Source organism: Echinicola sp. 20G (assembly GCF_015533855.1).
Lineage (GTDB): Bacteria > Bacteroidota > Bacteroidia > Cytophagales > Cyclobacteriaceae > Echinicola.
This window is the reverse complement of sequence record NZ_AP024154.1, coordinates 3,628,722-3,655,125: the sequence shown is the minus strand read 5'-3', so window position 1 is coordinate 3,655,125 and position 26,404 is coordinate 3,628,722. Positions and strand designations below refer to the sequence as shown.

Sequence of the window (26,404 nt, the reverse complement as noted above, 5' to 3'; positions counted from 1 at the left end):
ATCAAATTTAAATGTCAAAAATACACTTAACTCATAAACTAAAATAACATGTCATTAGAAGTAGGAAACAAGGCACCTGAATTTGAAGCGAAAGACCAAGATGGCAACACTATCAAATTGTCCGACTATCTCGGCAAAAAGGTAGTTCTATATTTTTATCCCAAAGACAATACACCGGGCTGTACTGCTCAAGCTTGTGATTTGAGAGACAATTACGATGCGCTTCTGAAAGCTGGGTATATCGTATTGGGGATCAGTACTGATTCTGAAAAATCCCATAAGAAGTTCATCGAAAAATTTGAACTTCCATTTCCGCTCATTGCAGATGAAGACAAGACTGTTCACGAGCTTTACAATACTTGGAGAGAAAAGAAAAACTATGGCAGGACCTATATGGGGACTGTTAGAACCACTTTTGTTATCGATGAAGAAGGCAATATTGCCGAAATCATCGAAAAAGTAAAAACCAAAGAACATTCAAATCAAATACTTAAATAATTCCTTTAAAATGGAAAAGCTATCAACCGAACAACTAAAAAAGACCGCTTCACAAGTGAGACGGGACATTTTGCGTATGGTTCACGAAGTACAGTCCGGACACCCAGGTGCCTCATTGGGATGTACCGAATTTTTCGTGGCACTTTACTTCAACCAATTGAATCATAACAATGATTTCAAAATAGAAGGAAAAGGTGAAGACCTATTCTTCCTATCCAACGGACACATCTCTCCGGTTTGGTACAGTGTGCTGGCCAGAAGCGGATATTTTGATACAGCTGAGCTTAAAACATTCAGAAAAATAGACAGCAGACTTCAAGGTCACCCGGCCACTGAGGAAGGTCTTCCAGGCATCAGGATCGCATCTGGTTCATTGGGTCAAGGGCTTTCTGTAGCTATCGGTGCAGCCCAAGCCAAAAAAATTGATGGAGATGAAGGCGTTGTTTACGCCCTTATGGGAGATGGTGAACAGCAAGAAGGACAAATTTGGGAAGCGGCCATGTATGCCCCTCACCACAAAGTGGACAACTTGATCGCTACCATTGACTTTAATGGACAACAAATCGACGGACCTACCAACGCTGTTATGAACTTAAATGACCTGAAAGCAAAGTGGGAAGCATTTGGTTGGGAAGTAATTGACACCCTTAAAGGCAATGATATGGAATCTGTACTGGCTGGTTTGGAATATGCCAGAACACTTTTGGGTAAAGGTAAGCCGGTATTGAACCTGCTTCATACTGAAATGGGCTATGGTGTAGACTTTATGGTTGGTACACACAAATGGCATGGTATTGCTCCAAGTGATGAGCAATTGGAAAATGCTTTGGGCCAATTGGAAGAAACCCTTGGTGACTACTAATCAACAAAACCGTTAACCAACCACAGCCAAATGGTTTTAATCAGACTGTGGCTTAACAGATCAAAAAATGGAAAAGACTTTAGATACTAAATTCACCTATACAGAAAAAAGCGACACCCGTTCCGGTTTCGGTGATGGGCTTTTGGAAGCTGGACGTAAAAATCCAAATGTTGTCGGACTATGTGCGGACTTGATCGGTTCCCTTAAAATGGGTGCTTTCCAAAAAGAATTTCCGGAGAGGTTCTTCCAAGTAGGCATTGCCGAGGCCAATATGATGGGCCTTGCTGCTGGTATGAGCATTAATGGAAAAATTCCTTTTACAGGTACTTTCGCCAACTTCTCCACTGGCCGCGTTTATGACCAAATCCGCCAATCCATCGCCTATTCTGAAAAGAATGTAAAAATCTGTGCTTCACACGCAGGTTTGACTTTGGGAGAAGACGGCGCTACCCACCAGATTTTGGAAGACTTGGGCATGATGAAAATGTTGCCTAATATGACCGTAATCAATCCTTGTGATTACAATCAAACCAAAGCAGCCACCATGGCGATTGCGGAACACCATGGTCCTGTTTATTTGAGATTTGGTCGTCCTAAATGGCCTATCTTTACTCCTTCTGATCAAAAGTTTGAGATCGGAAAGGCATGGAAAATGATCGAAGGCACTGATGTAACCATCTTTGCTACAGGGCATTTGGTATGGGAAGCAGTTGTGGCTGAAGCCAAACTGAGAGAAGAAGGCATCAGTGCTGAGGTGATCAATATCCACACCATCAAGCCATTGGATACGGAAGCAATATTGGAATCAGTGGCCAAGACAGGTTGCTGTGTAACCGCCGAAGAACACCAGTACAATGGTGGCCTTGGTGATAGTGTTGCGCAGACTTTGGTAAGGAACAATCCTGCTCCACAGGAATTCGTGGGAGTAGATGATTCTTTCGGTGAATCTGGTACTCCTACCGATCTGCTTGAGAAATATGGCTTGAATGCTGACAATATTGTCAAAGCAGCTAAAAAAGCTATCGGAAGAAAGTAATTCTTAATTCCGAAAATTTATTTAAGCAGCAAATTGGGGAATCCGGTTTGCTGCTTTTATTTTTAGATATTACATCAAATTTACCTTAAGCCCAACCATGAAAACCAAACTGATCTTTATCTTTCTTTCCTGCTTTTTAGTCCAAATTAATTCATTTGCTCAGGAGTTGGCTTTTGAAAAGACTTCCGAAGGGATAATTTTGAAAGAAAACAACCAGCCAAGATATTTCTACCTAACTGCCACAAAAACGTTAAATGGTAAATACCCAAGAGCCAATTATGTGCATCCCCTTTATGGACTAAACGAGGAAGTGTTAACGGAGGACTTTCCTGAGGATCATTTCCACCATAGGGGAATTTTTTGGACCTGGCATCAACTCTATGTTAACGGAAAACGTATTGCCGATCCTTGGTTCTGTGAAGGCATTTCTTGGAAAGTCACCAATACCAACATGAATATCAATGATGGTATTGCTGAATTGGAGTCTGAAGTAGCTTGGCTATCGGATAGTTTGGGACAAAGTGAAGTGTTAAGGGAAAATGTTAAAATCACTTATGAACGATTGGAAAAAGGGGCTTATGCTCTCACCTTTGACATAAAACTCAATGCTTTGGTGGACAATCTTGAATTGGGAGGTTCAGAAGATGAAAAAGGTTATGGTGGCTTTTCCCCAAGAGTCAAGCTCCCTGAGGATATTCAGTTTTCATCTGAAGGTATAAAAATAGAACCACAGACTTTACCTGTCCAAGCAGGTCCCTGGATGAACCTAATTGGAAGTTTTGACAATCACTCCACATCTGGTATTGTCATCATGGGTGAGCCTCAAATGCTTCCTCATTACCAAGGTTGGATCCTAAGAAGTGCCAACAGCATGCAAAACATGGCTTTTCCTGGTCGAAATCCTATAAGAATACCTAAAGGTGAGCCATTACACTTTAGAAACCAGATCATTGTCCATCAAGGATTAAAAAGTGATGAAATTTCTCATTATTACAAAAAATTCACACAAACTCAATAGTTTTCTGAGAGTTTGAAAAGGTATTGAATCCGAAAAATAAAGGAGTCAAAAGTCTGATTTACCACTCATAAAAGAAAACTATCAATTTGAAAATTTGATTGTAATTTCGAAACATAAATCGATTCTAACCTAAGCCTCATTTCCTATCCCATGGATTTCAATTTTAAGAAAAAGCTCGATGATGAACTGGTTTTGAAAATATCCAGAATGAAGCCAGTGATCAAACCTACAAAGCCTCACAAGCATGCAGGTTATCATGAGCTTATTTTTCTTTCCAAGGGTTCCGGTCAACACACCATAGGAGATGAAACGTTTGATGTGGTACCACCTACAGGTTTCTACTTGGGACCTGGACAGGTTCACTGCTGGGACTTTTCCAAAGTTCCTGATGGTTTTGTGGTTTTGTTCAAAGAAGAAGTACTCACCCATTATCCCAAGGCGTTAAACTGCCTTTTTGAATTTCCAAAGCATTTTAAAATTCAAGATGAAGGTGCTTTTTTCAAAATTCTTGAAGACTTCTACCATGCCTTTAAAAACAAAGAGGACGAAGACTTATTAACTGCTTTTCTCAACTTGGTAGTTATCAAGAGCCATTCCCTATCCCAGAAAAGCAAGCCCCATAATCCAAGTGTTACCAGTGACTTTGCTCATTTCAAACAACTGTTGAATGAGCATTTTATGGAAGCCAATCACGCCGAAGAATATGCCAAAATGATGAACATGTCCCTTAAGCGTTTGAATAAGGTTTGCAAAATGTCCGTAAATGCTACAGCGAGGGAAGTAATCAAAGAAAGGTTACTGATAGAGGCTAAAAACCTTCTAACACATACGAGTAGCAACGTTACTGAAATAGCCTATAAGCTGAACTTTACAGATTCATCCAATTTTGTAAAATTCTTCAAATCATTGACCACGCTGACTCCACTGGAATACAGATCTAAGGCAATTGCCCGATAATACCATAATGGGATAGTTTTTACCGTAAATTCAGTAGCTATCCCTGTTGCTTTGTAGGAAATAATTATTTCCATGAGTAAAGCAATACTACCCTTATTTCTATTTTTATTAAGCGGGCTTTGTATAGCCCAAACAGGCATCAAAGGCACTTTAAAGGACACCCAAGAAACTCTTCCTCTTGAATATGCCAACATCGCCTTATACGCCACCAAAGACAGTAGTCTCGTTGCTGGAACGGTAACCAATGCAAAAGGCCAATTTGAGATCTTAGATCAGCAAAACGGCGACTATTACTTGATTGCCCAGTTTATGGGCTATGACAAAGCAGTAGTTGAAAATATAACGATTGTAAAATCCGAGATCTTGGATCTGAAAACCATCTTACTCTCTCCCAACCAACAGCTATTGGAGGAAGTAGAAATCACAGGCAAGGCTTTTACCACCATGCACAAAATAGACCGACAAGTCTATGAGGCCAATAGCTTCCAATCCAGTCAGGGCGGTACTGCCAATGACGTTCTGCGTAACCTCCCCTCTTTGACTATAGATGCCAGTGGAAACATTTCTGTAAGGGGCACCACAGGCTTTGTGGTGATGATCAATGGCAAACCTGTTCAAACTGACCCGGCTTTAATCTTAGGACAGATACCCGCCAACAGTATCCAAAATGTAGAATTGGTGACCGCCCCATCGGCCAAATATGATCCAGAGGGAAAAGCAGGGCTTATCAATATCATCACTTCCAAAGGAGCAACTGACGGCACTTTTGTTCAAGTCAATACCAAAATTGGCCTGCCTAGCATTGAAGATTATGACAACAAAGAAAATGCAGTCAGGTATGGGGCCGACTTCACCATCAATCACCGGAAAAACGATTGGGACATTTCTTTTGGGGCCAGCTATCTAAGAAACGATCTTGCAGGAAGAAGAGAAGGAAATGTCTACACCATCGATGGTGACACCACTACTTATTTCCCTTCAGATGGGGAAAGAAGTTTTGATGAGAAAAGTTATTCAGGAAGATTTACGGTGGGATATACCCCCGATGAGTCTAACACTTTTAGCCTTGGTTTCTATGGTGGTAAAAGAAGCAAAGATAGAACTGCTGACATTATTTATTATGACAATCACGCAGAAATAAACGGGGAAACTATTTACTCCATGCAGTATTATAATGAAAATCTTCGAATCCGAAGAGGAGATTTTGTCTTAGGAAGTTTTGACTATAGCCACACTTTTAAAAATAAGGCCAGCTTAAGTTCTTCCTTTTTATATGAATACACCATGTTGGGTGGTCCAACAACCAACCTAAACCTGGGCTATCCAGATACTGACATGGTGTACCAAGACGAATACAATACCAATGATAATCCACTTCATGGAGTAAGGTTCCAAACAGATTATAAGTCAGCACCGTGGAGCATAGGCACTTTCGAAACAGGCTATCAATTCAGAAACCTTAACCATACCGGTGACTTTGTCTATGAAAGAAAAAACAATGAAACAGGTGAATATGAATTGGTGCCGGAATTTTCAAGTAATGTGGACCTCACCAGGCAGATCCATTCTGGCTATGGGCAGCTCTCTGGTGAAAAAGACAAATGGAGCTACTCTGCAGGACTTAGGCTAGAATATATGGATAGAGAATTGGACCTTAAAGACAAGGCAGGAACAGTGGACACTACCTATTACTATGACTTTGTCAAACTCTATCCTTCAGCCACTTTACAGTATGCCTTCAATGAGGACCTGACGTTAAAAGCAGCCTACAGTAAAAGAGTGCAAAGGACAACCACCTTTAAAATGAACCCCTTTCCTGAAAGGGAACACTCCGAAACATTGGAGCAAGGTGACCCTACCCTCTTACCAGAGTTTGTGGATTTGACAGAACTGGGATTGGTTAAAGACTTTGGAGACAACTCACTCTTTGTTACCACTTACTACAGTCATATCCAAAACCTGGTAAACAGGGTCAATACCGTTTATAACGACACCATCCTCAACAGGATCTACTCCAATGTAGGAACTGGAAAATCACTGGGACTTGAAGCGGGAATAGAGCTCAATCCGACCAAATGGTGGAACATCTTTGCCAGTGGAAACATCTATCAATATAACATCAAAGGAACCTTTGATGATAGACCTATTGACACTTCAAGCTGGGTTTACTCCATCAATGCCAACACAAGTTTTGACCTTTCTTCTTCCTTAAACTTACAGTGGACCGTAAATTACCTTTCTGACAGAAATACTGCCCAAGGTGAGGATTCCAGGTTCCTATCCCCTAACCTGACCTTAAAAAAGACATTTTTGGAAGGAAGGCTAAGCACAACTTTGCAGTGGCTAAATATGGATCTAGGTCTTTTGGATACCAATGAACAACGAATCACCACTTGGAGGGAAAATGAATTCTACACCACGACCAATTATGTCTACGAGGTGGATATGATCATGATCAATATTAGCTACACCTTCAATCAGTTAAAGAATAAATCACGCTTCATTAAGAGCGAATTCGGAGAGAAGGAATTTTAGCATGACATAGAGCGGTTCGAATCTAGATTTGGATCGCTCTATTCATTTTTGAGCATTTCCATTCTGGCATTTTTAGCTATATTTTTGTATTTTAATACTTGACCCACATATTTTCTTACCTACAGGCATATTTATTAGTTGATCTGATATTTTCTTTTTGATGCACCAAGGTTCTATTCGACCAAACTGAATAGAGAGTAAAGAAATCTATATTCTAAGCCCCCAAACAACTATAAACCCAAAGTCATGAAAGCCTACATTTCAAACCTCGTACTAGTGCTTCTGCTGTTTTCATGCGGAGGAGGAAGCCAAGAAGAGCAAAGTAATATCCCCATTTCTGAAGAAATACTTGTTAATCATGTTCCTCTTTCGGAGCCAGGAACAGCCTTAAAAAATTTACCGGCCAACTTCACGCCCTTATTTATCATGGGAGACATCAATGAAGATATGAAGGTAGATAGTGACGACATCAACGCTATCAATAATATGCTCAACTCTGGAAGTATTGATCAAATCCCCTGTGCTATCGCTGCGGACATCAATGCCAACGGTGAAATCAACAATGAGGACCGTTCCTTGCTAGCAAACTTCCTGGAAAAAAGTCAAGGTAATGAGTTCACTTTGTACAGTCAACCTTACTTTTCTTGTTCCTATTCCAACTTCTGGATAGCCGCCAATTATCTTGATTTACAAAATGGGCATTTTCAGTTTTTTATCCCAAACTATAAGGAATTGGACATCTCTATTTATTCAGCTTATGAAGAATACCCCATTGAGGTTGGTCAAAACGAAGCGATATTTGACATCTATTTTCCACTTGACTTAGATTTGGAATATTTTGATATAAGACTGAAAGTGGGCTTAAAATACAATTACCATCTTTACTTGCCCATTAGTTATTTAGATAAAGAAAGTGAAATCGTCGAAGACAGCAGTATAGTCATCACTCCTCCTACACCGCCATCACCGCTGGAATGTCCACAAAGAGGGGGAGGCTGTGAAGCACTGATCATAGATTATTCCAAAAAAGTTTGGTTTGAATTTGATGCAGATCCTATTGCAGATGAATTGCCTACCTTGGGCTGTAACCTCACACATATTACACCCTATATGAAAGAAATTCCTACGCCCACAGTTGTAAGGGGCTTTACCATTTATTCCCCAAGCCAAGCATCCATAACTGCCGCAAGGACTCATAATAGGAATGAACACACTGCCGTAAACAATGCCATCAACACTCACAGGGTTGCTATTGGGGCTGGTAAGGAACTGGTGATGGAAATCGTAAGGGGCCATGGCAGCCCTTGCCCAGGAGTGTTTGGAGCTCAACCTGGCCCGGGTGTTCTTCGCAATGGATTTCATACAGGAAATTACAACGCTCTCAAAAGAAAAACATGTGCTTGGTTTACTACTGAAATCACTTGCTATTCCGGCTGTACACCGAGAATTGTAGATGGTCTGGAAAACTTGGGCAGAGCAGCCAGAGCAAAGGTAACCGTACAAAACATTGCCTTCCATGCACCTTATGAATGCACCACAAGCTTTGCCGCTTCAGATGCAAATAGTACTGTTTCAAATGGAGCTTGCGGAACGTTCGCCAGTAGCATTGGAACCATCCTTCACAATGAAGTTTTGCTCAGAAATCAAGATATTCAAAACGGCAACCCTCCTACTGATTATACCCGATTGATCAATGTTCTTCGAAATCCATTGACCACTAACCCTCCTGGTCGTTATATTGATTATGGATACATGTTTTGCCAACCCAACCATAGCCATTTCAAAACAGGCATTTAGACTTATCACTGAAAACCCCATCCCGGAAAATTCCGGGATTTTCTTTGTCCCTTCAGGATGAGGTATTGGATATTATAAGATCAAAAGCTATGTTTAAGTAACACTACTCTCTACCAAAATATCCTGCAAATGAAATTTCTTTTGGGAATAACATGCTTCTTGCTCAGTCTTCAACTTGCTTTTTGCCAGCATCTTTCCAAAGACGACGCCATTGCGGACCTCACTTTTTTGAGAGACAATATTGAAAAATACAACCCAGCTCTCAAGGTTTACAAACCTAATTTTCATGTAGCAAGTACTGGGATCATTGATGCGATTAATCAAGATGAAATATCCTTGAATGCTTATTTTACCTATATCAGCCAGATTTGTGCATTAAGCGATGAAGGTCATTTTGCCTTGGGGAATTGGTCTGACACCGTCCATAATGGGATTCCCCAAAATAAATTCAAGTATTTACCTGTAACCATAAAGGTAATAGATAATGACCTCTATGTTTGGCGTGATTACTCCCTAAAACCTGTTATGAATCAGGGAGATAAAATCATTTCGATCAATGGATTAAACGCTGAAGATATTCTTAGCCGATTACGCCTTGCCACTCCTGCTGATGGGGAAATAACAACCTATGCTGACCAAATTATCAATCTTAGCTTTCCTTGGACATATTATTTTTACATTGATCAGAAGGATCAATTTCAGATCAAGTACCAAAACAGTCCTGAAGAACCGATCCTTGAGACAAACATTAAAGCATTGACCAGAGAAGAGCAGGTCAACAGTTATAAAGCGTTGAATTTGTCTTCCAAACCTCAAGAAGAAAGTATTGATGATTTTTATGAGCTGCATTTCAAGGAAGACCATGCCTTACTCAAGCTAAAATCATTTGACATCCAACTGATCAAAAAATATGGTATCCACTCAAGGGATTTCTACCAAGAGATATTTACCTCACTAGAAAATCATCATATCAATTCACTGGTAATAGACATAAGGGATAACACAGGAGGACGTAACGAATTTGCAGATGATATGGTGCCCTATATTATGAAGGGAACTACCAATGATCCTTTTTTGAAGAAAAGCATTTCTTGGAGTGGTAAAGAGCGCGTTTATAAAATCCCGAAAAAGTCCAGCCATGCTTTTACAGGAATTATTTATGTCTTGGTCAATGGCAGAACATTCTCTGCCGGATCAACCTTGGCCAGGTATTTAAAAGAATATGGAGATGCCATTGTCATTGGTACAGAAACGGGGACGAGGTACGAAGGTTTTACCGCAGGATCCAAAGAATACATCAGCTTACCTCACTCCTCCATCAATATCGGAATACCTCGCTTTCACCTGCTTTTTCCAGTTTCGCAAAAGCAAACCACTACCAACAGGGGACTTTTACCAGACTACCCTATTAAAGCCTCCATTCAGGATTTAATAGATGAAAAAGACCTCGCTTATGAGCAGGCCTTAAAATTGATTTCGCTGGAGTAAATGCACCAATTACATTTTCTTAATCTCAAGGAAAGGGTAAGTTGAAAAAGAAAATGCCCATAAGGGATAAATAGTTAACGTCTAGCAGCTTCCATATTCAGGTTTTAAAGTCGATGCTCTTCCGCTTAAAATGGTAGGTACCTCAGCATTATCCTAAAGACTAGTGGTAACAGTAGAAGGATAGAATAAAGGTCAATGCGACACAGAAGTTACGCATTGACCCAGGTCTGTTACTTTATTACTTTTCAAAGCCTTTTTGAAGAACTGCCTTTATTCCTTCCAGATTTTCGCTAAACGCCATCATTTGGGAAAGCACTTGGGCCATCTCATTTTTATTCCCAAAGCCTTTTAACTTGTTGTTTTTTACAAAGGTAGTTTTGATGGATTTCCACCTTTCTTCTTCCACTGAGCTAAGCATTCCTCTCAGTTCTTTGTATTTTAATAGATTGGCTTCTGCTGCCGCTGTCAAGGTCTGAGACTCATTTTCATAGTGTGAAAGCAACAATCCATCTAGCTCGGCATCATTCATAATCGGTACTACTTTGGCTACCAGCTTATTCATATCCCGGTAAGAGCCCTGCAACTTAAATGATGGTTCTGTACGGTACTCATCTTCCATACCTGCAGACTTGATATAAGTCTCATTTACTTTCAAAACTGTGTTCCTGATATTCAACACCTTTCTAAGTACAGCTTCATAATCCTGAACTTCTTGTGTCGTATGATTACCTTTAAGCTCTCCATTTTCCGCATTGTTCTCCACCCTATTGATTAAAGTATAGACATCTTCAAAGTTTTTGCTGCTTAGCTGATGTAAAACAGCATTGGATGTAAGTGCATTCTCAATCAAACTTAGCTTAAACAAACTGGCTGTATCACCAATGATATCTCCCAAGTTGTAGATATCAGCCCTATTTGCCAGCATGTCAGGAATCTTGAATTTCTCACCGCTTTCCGTGTAAGGATTTCCAGCCATGATCACGCAGAACTTCTTCCCTCTAAGATCATAGGTCTTGGGCTTTCCGTTAAAAACCCCTTCAATCTTCCGGGTACCATCGGACAAAGAGATGAATTTTTGTAAAAACTCAGGATTACAGTGCTGGATATCATCCAAATAAAGCATCACATTATTGCCCATCTCAAAAGCCAGGTTGAGTTTTTTCAACTCTTCTCTGGTGGCAGAATTAGTAGCTGAAGCAGGGTCTACTGAGGTAACTTCATGACCAATTGCCGGACCATTGATTTTCATAAAAACCAATCCCAACCGATTGGATATGTATTCCATCAAAGTAGTCTTTCCATAACCTGGAGGCGAGATTAAGAGCAGCATCCCCATTCTATCCGTTCTTTTATTATCCCCCACGCTCCCCAATTGTTTGGCCAAGTTTTCTCCAAACAATGGAAAGTAAACTTGGTCGATAAGTTTATTTCTTACAAATGAGGTCAACACCCTAGGCTTAAACTCTTCCAATTTTAGCTGATCTTTGAGCTCTTCCGTTACTTGATGTTTGGCCTTTCGATAAGCATTAAATGCCACCACTTCCTGATTGACAAAATGATCTAAAAGTGCCCTGAAATCATGGTAATTGAAATTCATCTCTCCATGATTGATAGTATTGTGCTCCCCTTTTAGGCCATGGATTTTTGCAAATGGGCTAGCAGAAATCAGGTTTCTTTTACCTTCCTGTAAGAGCAAAACACAAATGGCTTCATCAATATACTCTAAGTCATCTGTACCTTCCTTCACTTTTACAAAAGCCTTTAACCACTGTCTGTAAAGCTTCACTTTTGACGAAAAGCTAATCAGTTTTTCCAAATTATGATGAAATTGATCCTGGGCTTTTTCCTTAACCAGCATCTCCTTGAATCCCTCTACAATTTTTGCCGCGCTGCTACTAAGAGCAAAATGGTCATCGCTTTGAAGCTCATCAAACAAATAATGCGCAATGGCATTGGCTATAACACTTGTAAATAGACCTGAAACCTCACCATATTTGGCAATGGTCACTTCTAACTCTTCTATCAAAAAGTCATATTCCTTGGATGAAGGAAAGAACTTTAGGACTAAACCAGAAGCTTTAATGGAATGATCAAAAGCCTCTTGCTCATTCTTTTCCAAGCTAAACCAGAAAAATTGAGCATTGGCCCGGACAGTGGAGGGATAAGTCAATATCTTCAACTCTTCATGCTTTTGTACAAGCATCTTCAGAATTGCGGCGGCATCTTCATCATGCACGCCTTTTACATAACCTTCCGAATAATTGCTACTGCTCTCCTCTTGAATTACTTTCAATAATCCAGCGACCTCCAACCGGGCTAATTCCACAGGATCTTTATCCTTATATACCTTATAAGCTAAATAGGAACTCCTATATACTTCTTCATTTTCTGAGACAAACTCTTGGCTCCAGTACTTTTGGCTCTTATCCAAAACTTCATTATGAAGTTCTTGGTAAAAATCAGTCCCACTGAGATGGTAGCAAAGCTTTTTATCTTTGGTAACTATCGTTAAATCCAGCTCTTGACGATTGACCCCAAACTTATGCTTGCCTAACTTGATAATGTTTTCCCCATCTTCATAGAGATCGAGTTTATCTTTTAGCTTTCTAAGCGCATCTTCCTTACTGGTCTTCAGGGATGTTTCTATTTCCTCTGCATTTCCGCTGTCATCTAGCTCTCTCAGCTGTTCAATAATGTCCCTTAATTTGGATACCATTATATCTGCGGCAAAATACCCATTGATTTCATCCGCAGACTTTAAGCTTTCTGCTTTTTTCCCAATGCTTTTAAGGATCCGTTCTGATGCTGATTTTAGAGCTATGGCCTTTTTATTTCTCTTTTCGGTAATCGCTCCCTTTTTGCTCTCAAAAGCATTGTATACCTCTTCCCTCTTTTCAATAATATCCGAAACAAAACCCTCGTAATCAGCAAATTTCCCTTCGATCTCTTCTAGCTGAACGCCTACTTTTGTCAAGAATTCATCACACTTTTCAGGAGTAGCAGCAATATCCAAGTAATTGATAATGCTTTGGTCAATCAACTTTAACTGAGCGGCAAAATCAGCCTTTGCCTCTTTGCTGCCCAGAAGCTTTCTCTTGTTCTTAATCGCAGCCTTTAACTGGTTTATAGTGGCAAAAATCAGCGAAATATTATCAATGATTTTAGTAGAATGTGAAGTATCTTCAATCTCCAAGTTAGAGACAATATCAATCAACATTTCCAAGTCTGTCGCCACCTGATTGACCTCTTCTTCCAGCTGCTTCGCCTCAACAACCTTAGTGACCTGATCAAGATGTTGTTGCTTCTCAGTAACTTTGCCATGATAAGGCAGAAGGGCTTTTTCATCCAATAAAAACTCCACACATCTTCTTGAAATTTTGTTGGTATGATGAGCTATTTCTTCCTCCAAGGATTTAAGCAATGCCTCATCTACATACCTTATTTCATATAGACTTATTACCTCTCCCCTTATGGACCTCAGCTGACTAAGCAAATCCACAAATTCATCAATACTCCTAAATGAAGTACTCTTGATTTTATTAAAAAGTGTTTGGGATTTATCTTGGATTTCTTTGGTACTGCCTGCAGCATTCTTCTTGAGTTGGACTACCTTTTGGAATTCATCGATAGCTGCATTGGCCGCTTCATTAATAGCCTTCAAAGGCTTACTCAATTGTCCAGCTTCACTTTCATGAAGCCAATAGTAAGCATCTAAAATATCCTTTGAAAGCTTGGCCACATCGGTATAAAGGCCATCATAGTTATCTTCCTTGTTTAGGAGAATGATCAGCTCATGAGATTCGGCCATGGCTTTAACGATGTCTTTGTTACCTATTTTATACAAAAGAGTATCTTGATGTTCGGACGGCAAAATATCTCCTTCCAGGTAGGAGGTTTGCCATATCTGCATCATATGATGCTTTGTCTGCTCGTCCTCTGCTTTGAAGTAACACAATTCCCCATTGGGAAGGATAGTAAAACCACCACAAACAATTGGTGTTTTTATTTCTTGTTCTATGACATTGTAATCCATAAGAACATAGGTTCCCTTTTCGGAAGCATAAAACTTATAAAGATAATCCTCCCCATTTGGAGAAGCCAAAGCCCCAACAAACTTAAGTTGGTCGACATCATTGTTAAAAACATGATATTCTCCCGTTTGCAAATAATATCCGTTGGGAAAAATGATTCCCTGATCATCCGGCAACAATACTGCTGCGTCTCTTATTGAGTCAATTTTTTGGACTTCCTGCATTTTATGGTTGTACACAAAATAGCGTGCCTTTTCCTGAAATGGTTTGATCTCCAAAACAATCAAATTGCCCAAATCCGCAAACCTGATTTGCCCATCATCCAAAGTTTGATCTCTATAGTCAACTGGCTCGGAATAAATCCCCATACCATCATCGGTATTGTCCTCGATTTTGATGGTCAAATCCCCTCCAATGGTCTCCACAAAAACCTTATCCATAATGGAAACATGAGAATGCTTTCCATAGCGCTGCATATCCCTTGTGGCTTCTTGCCAACTGAATTGATGCTGCTTGGGAAACTTGCACTCATGATCACTCCGGTTATCGATATACTTTAATTTCTTATCAGTGATCAACCATTTAAAAGTTTTGATATCTGTGACGCTCTCACTAAGCTGAAAAACCATATAAAGGTAATTGCCTATTATGGTAAACTTGGAAAAAATGGTATTCCGATAATACTTGTAAAGGTTGGAAAAGTCATTGACAAAGGCATCCTCTTCAATCAAATCGAGGGATACTTGCTCAAACCTATTCTCATCAAACTGGTAAATACTGAATACATCAGATAGCTTGATATCAGTTCGTAAGCCAAAGTGGACATTATAGCCAAAAATACAAGTATTGCCCAAAGAAATAATATCCCTGGCCACACAGTTATTTTCTGTACTGACCCTATTGTTAGCGATTAACTTGGTCTCCAGGGAGCCAAATACTGCTTTTCGAGATTCATTTAACTGATGTAATCTCGCCTTTAAATCACCCTTATGGCCTTCCAGTCTTTTACGGATAATTTCATAGGTTCCCCCATCCAACGCATCTTTATTTACCATGCTTTGATCGTCTTGCTTCATTTTTTAATCAATCTTGATTATTATTTGGGAATGTGACTTGTACATACTACTCCCTCTGCAAATAAAAAAATAAGGCTGCCGAAAGGTGGCAGCCTTAAGCATTACACCATTTTATTATTCAAACCAGAAATCTTCTGATCAGAAAGCCCTAAGCTCTTGGCTATATTGAATAGATTGCCGAGCATACTTTGCTCATCCTTATCCTTTGAGCGCTCCTGAAGTTCGATCAATAGATTGGCAATAGTGAAGTTTTTCAAGTCTTCGGAAGAAATACCATACTTCTTGGAGAAATCCCTTACTTTTTCCAAAAGGTTTCCTTTAGCATAATCATCCCCTAAGATAGACTGTTTGATTTCTTGGATATTATTACTGTTCTGAACAAGCCTATCAAAACCTTTTCCTCTAGTAATCTGTCCAATTATTTGGTCAAAGAACATGGTTTCTCCACCCACAATATCAATTTTGGCCGCTTTAAGGGCATCACTGATCACCTGTGCTTGGGCATCGGCGATATCTCTTTGGATATTGATATTGGCAAGATCTACCTGCAATTCCTTATCCAGACGAAGCTTGAACTCCTCATGCTCTTTACCTACTCCATCCAGCTTCTTCATCGCTGCCGCTTTTTCTTCGATTCCAGCAGCATCAGCCAAGGCTTTCTTTTTGATCACCTCTGCTTCAGACTCCCCTTCTTTAAGGTTTGCATTTGCTTTGGCCTCTATTCCAGCAGCTTCAGCTTTGGCTTTCTTCTCTATGATCAACGCCTCGACCATACCTTGTCTTTCACTGGCATCAGCCTTCGCATGCATTACTTGGGCTTCTGACATACCGATAATTGCTTCTTCCTTCGCTTTGGCATCGGCAATGGTCTTTCTAGCTTCAGCTTCTTTTTCACTGGCTTCTTTCCTTGCTTGCGCCTCAATATTGATTTCTTCCGCTTTGGATTTTGCTGCTTCTTTTTGAGCTTCTGCTGCTTTGATCGTTTTGATCAACTCTTCCTGTGCATTGGCCTCAGCAATGGTAATCCTTACTTGCTTCTCACGCTCAGCAGTCTTGAATTCCTGGATATCTTTCATGTTCTCCTGCTCTTCTACCACTCCTTTTTCCAGCATCACGCGATCCCTGATCACATCTTGGATATTCTTCTTCTCTACTTCTACTACTTTCTCTTTTTCAATTTGTGCAAGAGTTACAATACGCTCTCTCTCTGTAGCTTCGAGCATTCTGTCTTTTTCCACTCTTTCTGTCTCCACAGCATCTGTACGCTCCTTGTTTTTGGCCGCTACAATTACCTGACGGGCCATATTCTCTTCAGCCACCCTCACTTTTTCTTCCGTAGCAATTCGCGCTGATTCAGACTTTAACCTTTCTTCTTCTGCGACTTTACTGATCTCGGCAGATTCACGAGCTTTGATATTCGCAATCTCTCGTCTTTGTTGTTCCTCTTTTTCGGCAAGTTGCTTATCTAATTCCAAAATCGCCTCTCTAGCTTCCACATCCTGCTTTCTTATGGTTTTTTGCTCATCCCGTTTAATCAGGTTGGCTTTCATATTTTGAACAGCTGTAAGCTCAGTGATTTTCTTGATCCCCTCTGCATCCAGAATGTTGTCTGGTTTTAGATGGCTTATAGGCGTTTGTTCCAAAAAGTCAATGGCACAATCCTCTAAGGTATAACCATTCAAATCTGTGCCTATGATATCCACAATTTCATCTCGAAACTCTCTTCTGGCCTCATACAGCTCTATAAATTGGAACTTCTTACCAACGGTCTTGAGTGCTTCAGAAAACTTTGCTTCAAATAAGTCTTCCAAGGTTTCAATCCTGGAAGCCCTGTCTACCCCAATTGTTTGGGCCACTCTTTTGATAAAGGCCACATCATTGTTCACACGAACAAAGAAAGCTACCTTGATATCTGCCCGCATGTTGTCCTTACAGATCAATCCCTCATGGGCCAAACGCTCAATTTGGATCTTTTTGACAGAAATATCCATGATCTCCACCTTATGGAAAACAGGTATCACATAGAGCCCCTTGTCAGTGGCCACCTTAGTCCCGCCAAAACCAGTTCTAATAATAGCCCGGCCTTGTGGAACCTTCCGATAAAACATCGCTATAATGATGAAATATACTACGATTAGGAACAATACTCCCCCTAATCCAATCCCGATAATTGGTATTAAATGATTCATTTTGATAAAATAGTTTAGTCGTTGTATGATTGAACTAAAAAATAGTTTTTGTCAGCAGATTGCTTGATAATTAATATTCTGTCATGATAATTCAGTGGATCTCCATTCAATGATTTGACATAAATGGACATCGAATCACCATTGATATGAACTTCTGCATTTCCCATTTTATTTCCTGATATGGAAGAAAGCAATATTCCTTGTCTTCCTATAAAGTCATTGGCCTTGTCCCCATCCTTGTTCAGGTGTTTGAAGAATCCTTTGAATGGTGTCGTAAAGATTTTGTTAAGGATCAATGAAGCAAAAAAGGTCACGATCAGAATCCCAAAACCAAATACATTCTCATAAGATGCTGTGACTGCAGTAAGCAGGACGGTACTGAACCACCAGATAAACACAAAACAGGTAAGGGTGAACATAAAAGGCAAACCTACAAAATTGAAGTAAATCAAAAAGATCTGCCACCACTTTAGTGGTTGTATCCGTTTGCCTACCACCTCGTCTTTATGGATTTCTGCATTGGATATATCTTGAAATTCCGTACCTCCTCCATCTACATCCACTCCAGTGTCAACATCCACATCGATCTCTACGTCCAGTTCAAAGTCTATTCCACTGATCATGGTCAATAACCAATACACTACCAGTAAAATCAGGAAAATGGTCAAGGTTATATTAACCTGAGAAAAGATGATGTTAATTAAACTATCCAAGGTTAGGTGTTTTTATCTTCGTTAAGTCCCAGTTGATTTTTAAGTTTACTCAAGTCGTCCTCAGCTTTGACTTCTGAAGAACTTGCTGCTTTTTCCAATTCATCATCGATCGTTTTAGAAGCACCAGCAATTTCACCGTAAGCTTCAGCCAACGCTTCTTCCTGGGCAACCTTTTCCTTCATTCTTTCAAGCATGGAAACAGTGCTGCTGCTATCAATTTCAGCCATTTGCTTGTTCAGGCTTTTGGTGGCCTTACTGACCTTTACCCTTGCCTTCAAAGTACTGAGTTCATTCTCCCAATTGCCAATACTGGACTTGATAGATTGAATATTTTTTTCAAGTTGGGCCACATTCTCGTTGAATTTGTTTGCCTCCTCTTCAGTCCTGGCAACATGCTGCTGCATCTCCTCCTTCTTCAACAATGCTTCTTTAGCAAGTCTGTCTCCTTCTGTCGCATCCATACTTCCTTGCTGAACCTTTTTCAGGATCAGCACCGCCTTATTATGATAATCTTCTTTCTTCTCTATATAGCTCTCTTGGTCGTTCTTGGCTCTAATCGCCAAAGCTTTTACTTGGGCAAGGGCCTCCATATTTTTGTTAAGATCCTCTCTAAGATCACGGATTCCTTGCTCCGTCAATTTGATAGGGTCTTCCATTTTATCAATGGCTGCATTGGCCTCAGCCTCTCCTATTTTGAATAATCGTTTAAAAATGTTCATGTCATTAATATTTAATATTTAGAAAACTCAATTATTTGTTCTGAATACTCACTCATTAATAAACTCAGGCTATTCAGCGACCCTTCAAGCTCATTTAAGTCCATATTTTCAATTTGCAATGTATCCCTGAAAATCACCTTTTTGCCCGACTCATCTAAAACAAAAGCACCATGGATGATATCCCTGTTCTTTTGAAGTAGGTTCTTATAAATCTTATCAGATTGATTATTGATCTTAAAAAGAAACTGCTCCATTATTAATATTGGTGGTGCCACACCGAGAATTAAATTCTTAATACCAAAATTCTCCTTATGAACCATCAATATTCCTTCATCTTTATTCTCAAAGACAACATCAAAATTAAGTTCAAGTAAAAAGTCTTTTGTTATCTGAAAGTGATCTTTCATTTCAAAATGATTTAAGTTGATAAAATTATTCGCGTATAATAATACGAAAATCTGGCTATTTTAAGTCCTTTTCAAGTACTCTATAACTAACAAATTAAATCTAACACCATCACCCTATCTAATTTTGTTAGCACCGACACAGAAAACTGTCTCCATATTCATTTTACTGTTAAATACATTAGTATTTACCGATACAATTCGCTAATATTGTTAGATAAATATACGCAATAGATTTTTATTTGCAAATAATTTTAGCAAAAAATGTCGAATTTTGGTAAAAATATTAGAAAGATCAGGAATGTTAAAAAGCTTAGCCAACAAGCTTTCGCTGAGCTTTTTGAGTTAAAAAGGGGCACTCTAGGCGCATATGAAGAAGGAAGGAGTGAGCCAAAGCTAGAAACAATAATCAAAATTGCTAATTATTTTAGCATATCTATTGATGATCTATTGACTACTGAGCTTACCGTCAACAAACTACTGAAATTCAAAGGGGACCTCACCTTGCACGGAATCAATCAAAAGGACAGCTTCCCTAAAATCCCTTGCATCACTTCCAACAATGAAGCAGATTATATCAAGTTCCATGATAAACCGCACTTCATCGAAGATTTACCTGTCATCCAAGTTCCCATTACTGGGACCAAAAGATACCGAGGGTATATTATTTCCAATCTGGAGATGACCAACCATGATAAAGGTTTGCTACCAAAAGACATGGTCCTTGGTGAGTTCGTTGATCATGAAGATTATCATAAAATAGAAAATGGTGAATTGGTTTTGATTATCACTAGTAGCCAACTAGTCTTAAGGAAATTTTTTCTTTCTGGCAACACAGCTACTTTAAGGGCAGCCAATAGAAATATAGATGATTTATACCTCAACTTATCTGAGATTAAAGAACTTTGGCTTATCAAATTCACCTTTGCCAAAAAAGCCCTAGAAAGCAATGTAGAAATCGAAGAAAAGCTAGCCTTTTTGGAACAGGAGTTTATGAAGTTAAAAAAGAAACTATAACAACAACTCCCTACCTACTATCGCCTTTCTGATCATCCTTTTTAAAAAAAGAACAGCTTTTATATCCTTTTTTGATTTTTTACTTGTGGAGTTTCGAATTATCGGTTTTGTAATCCACCATTTTTCCACAGTTACACATTTTCTTAGTTCCCAAATTAGGATTATCTTAATAGTATTAACCAAGTACTACTAATACCATATCCATTAAACTTTTAATATTTTATGAAGCTCACCCCCAGAGAAACTGAAAAACTCATGCTTTTCCTTGCCGGTGAATTGGCTGAAAAAAGAAAAGCCAGAGGTGTAAAATTAAACTATCCTGAGTCCATTGCGCTCATAAGTGCCCGGTTGCACGAAATGGCACGAGATGGAAAATCTGTTGCAGAACTCATGCAGATTGGAGCCACCTTTCTCACGAAGGAAGATGTAATGGAAGGGGTAGCAGAAATGATCCATGATGTACAAATTGAAGCTACCTTCCCAGATGGAACTAAACTGGTAACTGTACACAATCCTATCCGCTAAAAACCACTCAAACCACAACACCATGATACCAGGAGAATATATCTTAAAAGATGAACCAATAATCTGTAATGCCCAACATACAAGCATTACCATAGAAGTCACCAACACAGGTGACCGACCCATCCAAGTTGGCTCGCACTTTCATTTCTTTGAGGTCAACAAAGCCATTTCATTTGATCGTTCAAAAGCATTTGGAAAACGCATGGATATCCTGGCAGGAACAGCCAGGCGGTTTGAGCCGGGTGAGCGCACTGAAGTAAGCTTAATTCCACTTAGTGGTGCCCAAAAGGCATATGGAGCCAATAACCTTACCCAAGGAGATACTCAATCTTCCAATAGCCTAGATAAAGCCATGCGAAAAATCAAATCAGAAAATTTTAAAAATGAGAACGTATGAGCTTTAAAGTAAATAGGATTAAATATGCCAATATCTATGGCCCAACAACGGGTGACAAAATAAGACTTGGGGATACAGAATTATTTATTGAAATCGAAAAAGACTTCAACAGTGAGCATTATGGTGAAGAGAGTATGTTTGGAGGAGGGAAAACCGTACGTGACGGAATGTCTCAAGCGTCCACCAAGACTCGAAATGAAGGTGTTTTGGATTTCGTCATTCTCAATGTCATCGTTTTTGACCATTGGGGGATAGTAAAAGGAGATGTAGGCATCAAGGATGGCAAAATAGTTGGTGTGGGAAAAGCTGGGAACCCAGACACCATGTCTGGAGTGCACCCGAACTTGATCATAGGAGCCTCTACCGAGGTTCACTCCGGAGCAGGACATATCCTGACTCCGGGGGGAATAGATGCTCATATTCATTTTATTTGTCCCCAACAAATAGAACATGCACTGTTTAGCGGAGTCACTACCATGATTGGCGGAGGTACTGGTCCAGCTGATGGCACTAATGCCACTACGGTAACTCCTGGAGCCTGGAACATCCAAAAAATGTTAGAGGCAGCAGATCATTACCCCATGAATTTAGGTTTTTTTGGAAAAGGAAATTGCAGCACGGAAGCACCACTTAAAGAACAAATAGAAGCTGGAGCACTTGGACTTAAAATCCATGAAGACTGGGGAGCGACGCATGCTGTGATCGATGCTTCCCTGAAAGTAGCCGATGAATATGATGTGCAAATTGCAATCCATACAGACACCCTTAATGAAGCTGGTTTTCTTGAGGATACTGTAAAAGCCATCAATGGAAGAACCATCCATACCTTCCATACCGAAGGTGCAGGTGGGGGGCATGCGCCGGACATCATTAAAATCTCTTCTTTTCCCAATGTATTGCCCAGCTCTACCAACCCAACCCGTCCATACACCAAAAATACCATTGATGAGCATTTAGACATGTTGATGGTCTGTCATCATTTGAGCAAATCTATTCCGGAAGATGTTGCCTTTGCAGACTCCAGAATCCGAAAGGAGACCATCGCAGCAGAGGACATCCTCCATGATATGGGCGTATTCAGTATGATGAGTTCTGATTCTCAGGCCATGGGCCGGGTGGGTGAAGTCATCACCAGAACCTGGCAAACTGCCCATAAAAACAAAATTCAACAAGGCTTCCTTCCAGAAGACCAAGAGCTTCAAGCGGACAACTTCAGGGTCAAAAGATACATTGCCAAATACACCATCAACCCCGCTATTTCTCATGGAATCGCTAAACATGTCGGTTCCATAGAATCAGGAAAGATAGCCGACCTGGTATTGTGGAAACCAGCTTTCTTTGGGGCAAAACCAGAAATGGTCATTAAAGGTGGAATGATCACCGCCAGCAAAATGGGGGACCCCAACGCCTCCATCCCTACCCCTCAGCCTGTAATCATGCGGAATATGTTTGGAGCCCATGGCAGCGCGCTTGAAAAAACCTCTGTTACTTTCATTTCCAAAGCAGGTTTGAAAAGCAACATCAAAGAAAAATATGGATTAAAGAAAGAGGTTGTGCCCGTAGAGGATTGTAGAAACATTGGAAAAAAAGACCTAATTCACAACGACAAGACCCCGGTTATCGAAGTCAATCCAGAAAATTATGAAGTTTCAGTAGAGGGTAAAGTAATTACTTGCGAACCTTTAGAGGTGCTCCCCCTGGCACAACGTTATTTCCTATTTTGATATCAAATCACCCAACCCCTAACTATGATCTGCAAACAAGTCTTAGGTAATCTTTCTTCCTATCCCATTGATAACAAAAAGGTTGAGAAACTTAAACTGGAGTGGTTTGAAGTCCCTAAACGTATTATGCGCAAAACAACTGACGCAGGCACTGAGGTAGCTATAAAATTCCTCAGAGAAGGTAACCGACTTTTGGAAGGTGACATTCTTTTTGAGGATGAGACCAAATTGATTGTAATAAGTATTTTACCTTGTGATGCCATTGAAATCACCCCTAGGTCAATGTATGAGATGGGGACCATTTGCTATGAAATAGGCAATAAGCATTTACCGCTCTTTATTCAGGATGATAAAGTATTGGTTCCATATGAAAAACCACTTGAGAGATTGCTGATTGCCACAGGGTATCAAGTTACTAAAACCCATTGCAAACTATTGAACATGCTAAAAGCCAATGTCGACCATTCCCATGGCAAGCAAGGAGGATCCCTTTTCTCCAAAATTCTGGAATTGACCACTAAAGAATAACCCCATGGGCATCAAAAAAAATAACAATTTAACTTATACCCATTCTGGTGGTCAGTTGCTTCATATTCTGCATATCGCGGACCCAACACTGCCTGTTGGTGGCTTTTCTCACTCCAATGGACTGGAGACTTACGTGCAGCAAGGTCTGGTCAAAGATGTCCAAAGTACCAAAAAGTTCATCAAAGCCATGCTCGAAAATAACTACAAATACAACGATGGCTTCTTGGTAAGTCTAGCCCATGCTTATACCTCTACCAAAGATATTGAGAAACTGGTCGCTTTGGATATTGAAAGTCATGCGCTGAAATCCCCTATGGAAATCAGAGAGGCAAGTGTAAAGATGGGGACAAGGCTATTAAAAATTTATATTGAATTTATTGATTCCTCCTTTCTTGAGGAGTTCCAGCACCAAGTCAAAGAAAAGTCAGCTTACGGGCATTTTCCTGTCGTATATGGGCTAATCACTGCTCTATTAGAAGTTGCAATGCAAGATGCCATAGCTTCATTCCTTTACAATGCCACAGTAGCCATGATGACCAATGCGGTTAAGCTGGTTCCCCTAGGACAAATGGATGGACAAAGAATTCTTTTCGACACCCACACCATGATCCAGAAAATTACCAAAGATATTCTGGACCTTGAACTTGAAATGCTGGGTCTTTGTAACCCTGCTTTTGATATCAGAAGTATGCAGCATGAAAACCTATATTCCAGGCTTTACATGTCCTAATCATTTACCTATGAAAGAAGAAAGAAAATACATTAAAATTGGTATAGCAGGCCCAGTTGGGTCTGGAAAGACTGCTTTAATTGAAAGACTGTCCAGAAAAATGGCCAAAGATTACAGCATAGGTGTCATCACCAATGATATTTACACCAAAGAAGATGCCCTTTATTTGACCAAAAACTCCCTGCTACCAGAAAACCGAATCATTGGTGTAGAAACTGGAGGTTGCCCTCATACCGCAATCCGAGAAGACGCCAGCATGAACTTAGAAGCGGTGGATGAAATGGTTAGTAGACATCCTGATGTAGAAATAGTATTTATTGAAAGCGGAGGAGACAACCTTTCTGCTACTTTCAGCCCAGATTTGGCTGATGTCACTGTCTTTGTCATCTCAGTGGCTGAAGGGGAAAAAATCCCGAGAAAAGGAGGGCCGGGCATTACCCGATCAGACCTCTTGGTCATCAATAAAATTGATTTGGCGGCTATGGTTCATGCCAATTTGGAAGTGATGGAAAATGACTCCCGCAAAATGAGAAATGGACAGCCTTTCGTTTTTACCAATCTCATGAATGACACAGGTTTAGACAGTGTTATTAAATGGATCCAGCGTTATGCTTTGATCGAGGAAAATGCTGTAGAACCTGAACTAAGGCGTTAATGGAAAAATATTATCTCAAAACTGGACTTCGCCAGCAAACAATACTCAAAGACGTTTTCTTTACGCCTCCTTTTAACCTGGTGGAAGTAAGGGAGAATAAGAAAGACCCATTGCTTGAGGTGATGATCATGAGTTCTTCCCCAGGCATGCTCAATGATGATCATTACGATATCAATATCGAGGTAATCGACCATTCCGCCCTTAACCTTCAAACACAGGCCTATCAAAGAATTTATGTTTCTAAAAAGGGCACTACTCAAAAGATGAATGTAAAAGTGGGCAAAGAAGCCTACTTTAGCTATGTCCCTCACCCCACTGTACCCCACAAAGGCGCCAATTACAAAACTGAAAACACCATTCATCTGAACTCGAGCAGTACTTTGGTTTGGGGAGAAATTCTTACTTGTGGCCGAAAATTCATGGATCAAAAAGAAGAATTTACTTTCACCAAACACCACGCCATCACCCAAGTGTATGTCGATGATAGGTTAATCTTCAAAGACAACCTTTACCTTATGCCTGAAAAAATAAACGTTCAAGACATGGGGCAATATGAAGGCTTCACCCATCAAGGTTGTCTACTCTATATAGCACCAAATGCAGACATAAACCTTAAAAAGTCCAAGTTTGGGCATATTTTGGAAGAAGCTAAAGAAATTGAGTTTGGGATCTCTGTTCTCAATAAATCCGCGTTGGTCATCAGGTTATTGGGAAATAGTGGTGAATTGCTTTATCAAATCCTCAGTAAAATCCGAATTGGTGAAGACGAAATCATTAATGAATCAATCAAAGAATTATGGGAACAGAATTGAGCATTTTGTTAGGAACTGCTATCTCTATAAGTATTCTGCATACAGTTTCAGGACCAGATCATTACATCCCTTTTATTGCGATAGGTAAATCAAAAGGATGGAAACTTCCAAAAATTCTGTTGTGGACAGTCATTTGTGGCATTGCCCACGTGCTCGCTTCGGTTCTCTTGGCTTTACTTGGTGCTGGATTGGGATTTTCATTGGGTAAAATTGATGTTCTGAATGAACTGAGAGGCGGTCTTGCCAGCTGGGTACTGTTTGGCTTTGGCCTACTCTATTTTCTTTATGGAATATATGGTGTATATCGAGACAAAAGACACAAGCATTTCGATGTGTACGACGATGGGTCTGTTTATGTTTATGAGCATGACCATCGTAACATGGTGTATCCGACAAATCGCCGAAAGGTCACCCCTTGGATCCTATTCATTATCTTTCTGCTAGGTCCTTGCGAATCTTTATTTCCACTATTGACCTACCCTGCTGTCCAACAATCCACTTTTAATTTCGTGGCTTTGATTTCTGTGTTCTTAATCTTTACGGTTTTGACCATGGTCCTAATAGTCGTATTAATATATTCAGGTTATCAATTTGTAAAAACATCCTGGTTAGAAAAACACATGGCACCTATTGCCGGTGCTTCCATTGCCATCTGTGGAGCTGGAATGATTTTCTTGGGATGGTAAGTTATAA

At 40.0% G+C, this 26,404-nt stretch carries 21 protein-coding genes and 1 pseudogene; 17 read left to right on the top strand and 5 right to left on the bottom strand.

Annotation, left to right across the window (positions count from 1 at the left end; translation table 11 throughout):
• Window positions 1-48: 48 nt before the first annotated feature.
• From bcp to JL001_RS14990, 8 genes are all read left to right on the top strand, one after another.
• Window positions 49-498, top strand: a complete 450-nt coding sequence (gene bcp / locus JL001_RS15025; RefSeq protein WP_200977476.1) for a thioredoxin-dependent thiol peroxidase — start codon at window positions 49-51, stop codon at window positions 496-498.
• A gap of 10 nt (window positions 499-508) precedes the next feature.
• Window positions 509-1,360, top strand: coding sequence for a transketolase (locus tag JL001_RS15020; protein ID WP_200977474.1), 852 nt, complete (start codon window positions 509-511; stop codon window positions 1,358-1,360).
• 67 nt (window positions 1,361-1,427) lie between these two features.
• Window positions 1,428-2,396 (top strand): transketolase family protein, encoded by a 969-nt coding sequence (locus JL001_RS15015; protein ID WP_200977472.1) that lies wholly within the window; start codon window positions 1,428-1,430, stop codon window positions 2,394-2,396.
• 97 nt (window positions 2,397-2,493) lie between these two features.
• Window positions 2,494-3,414, top strand: a complete 921-nt coding sequence (locus JL001_RS15010) for a DUF6807 family protein (protein ID WP_200977470.1) — start codon at window positions 2,494-2,496, stop codon at window positions 3,412-3,414.
• A 150-nt stretch (window positions 3,415-3,564) separates the two neighbouring features.
• Window positions 3,565-4,371, top strand: coding sequence for an AraC family transcriptional regulator (locus JL001_RS15005; RefSeq protein WP_200977468.1), 807 nt, complete (start codon window positions 3,565-3,567; stop codon window positions 4,369-4,371).
• 72 nt (window positions 4,372-4,443) lie between these two features.
• On the top strand, window positions 4,444-6,906 hold the full coding sequence (locus JL001_RS15000) for a TonB-dependent receptor domain-containing protein (RefSeq protein ID WP_200977466.1): 2,463 nt from the start codon (window positions 4,444-4,446) through the stop codon (window positions 6,904-6,906).
• A 246-nt stretch (window positions 6,907-7,152) separates the two neighbouring features.
• Complete coding sequence (locus JL001_RS14995; protein WP_200977464.1) at window positions 7,153-8,703, top strand: dockerin type I repeat-containing protein; 1,551 nt, start codon at window positions 7,153-7,155, stop codon at window positions 8,701-8,703.
• 129 nt (window positions 8,704-8,832) lie between these two features.
• Window positions 8,833-10,191, top strand: a complete 1,359-nt coding sequence (locus tag JL001_RS14990; RefSeq protein WP_200977462.1) for a S41 family peptidase — start codon at window positions 8,833-8,835, stop codon at window positions 10,189-10,191.
• 238 nt (window positions 10,192-10,429) lie between these two features.
• Here JL001_RS14990 and JL001_RS14985 read toward each other — a convergent pair whose 3' ends face one another.
• The 5 genes from JL001_RS14985 to JL001_RS14965 all read right to left on the bottom strand — a co-directional run bounded on the left by JL001_RS14985 (window position 10,430) and on the right by JL001_RS14965 (window position 19,326).
• Window positions 10,430-15,298, bottom strand: a complete 4,869-nt coding sequence (locus tag JL001_RS14985) for a DNA repair ATPase (protein WP_200977460.1) — start codon at window positions 15,296-15,298, stop codon at window positions 10,430-10,432.
• Between the two features lie 101 nt (window positions 15,299-15,399).
• Entirely contained in the window at window positions 15,400-17,487 is a 2,088-nt protein-coding gene (locus tag JL001_RS14980; RefSeq protein WP_236252827.1) for a flotillin family protein, read from the bottom strand.
• 14 nt (window positions 17,488-17,501) lie between these two features.
• On the bottom strand, window positions 17,502-18,200 hold the full coding sequence (locus JL001_RS14975) for a hypothetical protein (protein WP_200977458.1): 699 nt from the start codon (window positions 18,198-18,200) through the stop codon (window positions 17,502-17,504).
• A gap of 2 nt (window positions 18,201-18,202) precedes the next feature.
• On the bottom strand, window positions 18,203-18,919 hold the full coding sequence (locus JL001_RS14970; RefSeq protein ID WP_200977457.1) for a PspA/IM30 family protein: 717 nt from the start codon (window positions 18,917-18,919) through the stop codon (window positions 18,203-18,205).
• 11 nt (window positions 18,920-18,930) lie between these two features.
• Window positions 18,931-19,326 (bottom strand): molecular chaperone Tir, encoded by a 396-nt coding sequence (locus JL001_RS14965; protein ID WP_192011508.1) that lies wholly within the window; start codon window positions 19,324-19,326, stop codon window positions 18,931-18,933.
• A 261-nt stretch (window positions 19,327-19,587) separates the two neighbouring features.
• On the opposite strand from JL001_RS14965, the gene JL001_RS14960 reads away from it, so the two are divergent.
• The 9 genes and pseudogenes from JL001_RS14960 (at window position 19,588) to JL001_RS14920 (ending at window position 26,397) form a co-directional block, all read left to right on the top strand.
• Complete coding sequence (locus JL001_RS14960) at window positions 19,588-20,340, top strand: helix-turn-helix domain-containing protein (protein ID WP_200977455.1); 753 nt, start codon at window positions 19,588-19,590, stop codon at window positions 20,338-20,340.
• A 222-nt stretch (window positions 20,341-20,562) separates the two neighbouring features.
• On the top strand, window positions 20,563-20,865 hold the full coding sequence (gene ureA / locus JL001_RS14955; protein WP_192011506.1) for an urease subunit gamma: 303 nt from the start codon (window positions 20,563-20,565) through the stop codon (window positions 20,863-20,865).
• Between the two features lie 22 nt (window positions 20,866-20,887).
• Window positions 20,888-21,187: pseudogene (locus tag JL001_RS14950) on the top strand (urease subunit beta); the annotation flags it as partial.
• 71 nt (window positions 21,188-21,258) lie between these two features.
• A complete protein-coding gene (ureC, locus tag JL001_RS14945) occupies window positions 21,259-22,986 on the top strand; it encodes an urease subunit alpha (protein ID WP_200977444.1) in 1,728 nt (575 codons plus the stop codon).
• A gap of 24 nt (window positions 22,987-23,010) precedes the next feature.
• A complete protein-coding gene (gene ureE, locus JL001_RS14940) occupies window positions 23,011-23,514 on the top strand; it encodes an urease accessory protein UreE (RefSeq protein WP_200977442.1) in 504 nt (167 codons plus the stop codon).
• 4 nt (window positions 23,515-23,518) lie between these two features.
• Window positions 23,519-24,244: an urease accessory protein UreF gene (locus tag JL001_RS14935; RefSeq protein ID WP_200977440.1), complete on the top strand. Its 726-nt coding sequence runs from the start codon at window positions 23,519-23,521 to the stop codon at window positions 24,242-24,244.
• A gap of 10 nt (window positions 24,245-24,254) precedes the next feature.
• Entirely contained in the window at window positions 24,255-24,899 is a 645-nt protein-coding gene (gene ureG, locus JL001_RS14930) for an urease accessory protein UreG (protein ID WP_200977438.1), read from the top strand.
• A complete protein-coding gene (locus JL001_RS14925) occupies window positions 24,899-25,711 on the top strand; it encodes an urease accessory protein UreD (protein WP_200977436.1) in 813 nt (270 codons plus the stop codon). The genes ureG and JL001_RS14925 overlap by 1 nt, the downstream gene beginning before the upstream one ends.
• Window positions 25,696-26,397 carry a hypothetical protein gene (locus tag JL001_RS14920; protein WP_200977434.1) on the top strand — a complete coding sequence of 234 codons (702 nt, stop codon included), beginning with the start codon at window positions 25,696-25,698 and terminating at the stop codon, window positions 26,395-26,397. Before JL001_RS14925 ends, JL001_RS14920 begins: the two co-directional genes overlap by 16 nt.
• Window positions 26,398-26,404 lie beyond the last annotated feature (7 nt).

Coding starts and splice junctions, on each gene's coding strand:
- JL001_RS14985 (WP_200977460.1), bottom strand. CDS start 15,298: ATGAAGCAAGACGATCAAAGCATGGTAAATAAAGATGCGTTGGATGGG.
- JL001_RS14935 (WP_200977440.1), top strand. CDS start 23,519: ATGGGCATCAAAAAAAATAACAATTTAACTTATACCCATTCTGGTGGT.
- ureG (WP_200977438.1), top strand. CDS start 24,255: ATGAAAGAAGAAAGAAAATACATTAAAATTGGTATAGCAGGCCCAGTT.
- JL001_RS14920 (WP_200977434.1), top strand. CDS start 25,696: ATGGGAACAGAATTGAGCATTTTGTTAGGAACTGCTATCTCTATAAGT.
- JL001_RS14990 (WP_200977462.1), top strand. CDS start 8,833: ATGAAATTTCTTTTGGGAATAACATGCTTCTTGCTCAGTCTTCAACTT.
- JL001_RS14925 (WP_200977436.1), top strand. CDS start 24,899: ATGGAAAAATATTATCTCAAAACTGGACTTCGCCAGCAAACAATACTC.
- JL001_RS14970 (WP_200977457.1), bottom strand. CDS start 18,919: ATGAACATTTTTAAACGATTATTCAAAATAGGAGAGGCTGAGGCCAAT.
- bcp (WP_200977476.1), top strand. CDS start 49: ATGTCATTAGAAGTAGGAAACAAGGCACCTGAATTTGAAGCGAAAGAC.
- JL001_RS14965 (WP_192011508.1), bottom strand. CDS start 19,326: ATGAAAGATCACTTTCAGATAACAAAAGACTTTTTACTTGAACTTAAT.
- JL001_RS15020 (WP_200977474.1), top strand. CDS start 509: ATGGAAAAGCTATCAACCGAACAACTAAAAAAGACCGCTTCACAAGTG.
- JL001_RS15000 (WP_200977466.1), top strand. CDS start 4,444: ATGAGTAAAGCAATACTACCCTTATTTCTATTTTTATTAAGCGGGCTT.
- JL001_RS15010 (WP_200977470.1), top strand. CDS start 2,494: ATGAAAACCAAACTGATCTTTATCTTTCTTTCCTGCTTTTTAGTCCAA.
- JL001_RS15005 (WP_200977468.1), top strand. CDS start 3,565: ATGGATTTCAATTTTAAGAAAAAGCTCGATGATGAACTGGTTTTGAAA.
- ureE (WP_200977442.1), top strand. CDS start 23,011: ATGATCTGCAAACAAGTCTTAGGTAATCTTTCTTCCTATCCCATTGAT.
- JL001_RS14980 (WP_236252827.1), bottom strand. CDS start 17,487: ATGAATCATTTAATACCAATTATCGGGATTGGATTAGGGGGAGTATTG.
- ureC (WP_200977444.1), top strand. CDS start 21,259: ATGAGCTTTAAAGTAAATAGGATTAAATATGCCAATATCTATGGCCCA.
- JL001_RS14960 (WP_200977455.1), top strand. CDS start 19,588: ATGTCGAATTTTGGTAAAAATATTAGAAAGATCAGGAATGTTAAAAAG.
- JL001_RS14995 (WP_200977464.1), top strand. CDS start 7,153: ATGAAAGCCTACATTTCAAACCTCGTACTAGTGCTTCTGCTGTTTTCA.
- JL001_RS15015 (WP_200977472.1), top strand. CDS start 1,428: ATGGAAAAGACTTTAGATACTAAATTCACCTATACAGAAAAAAGCGAC.
- ureA (WP_192011506.1), top strand. CDS start 20,563: ATGAAGCTCACCCCCAGAGAAACTGAAAAACTCATGCTTTTCCTTGCC.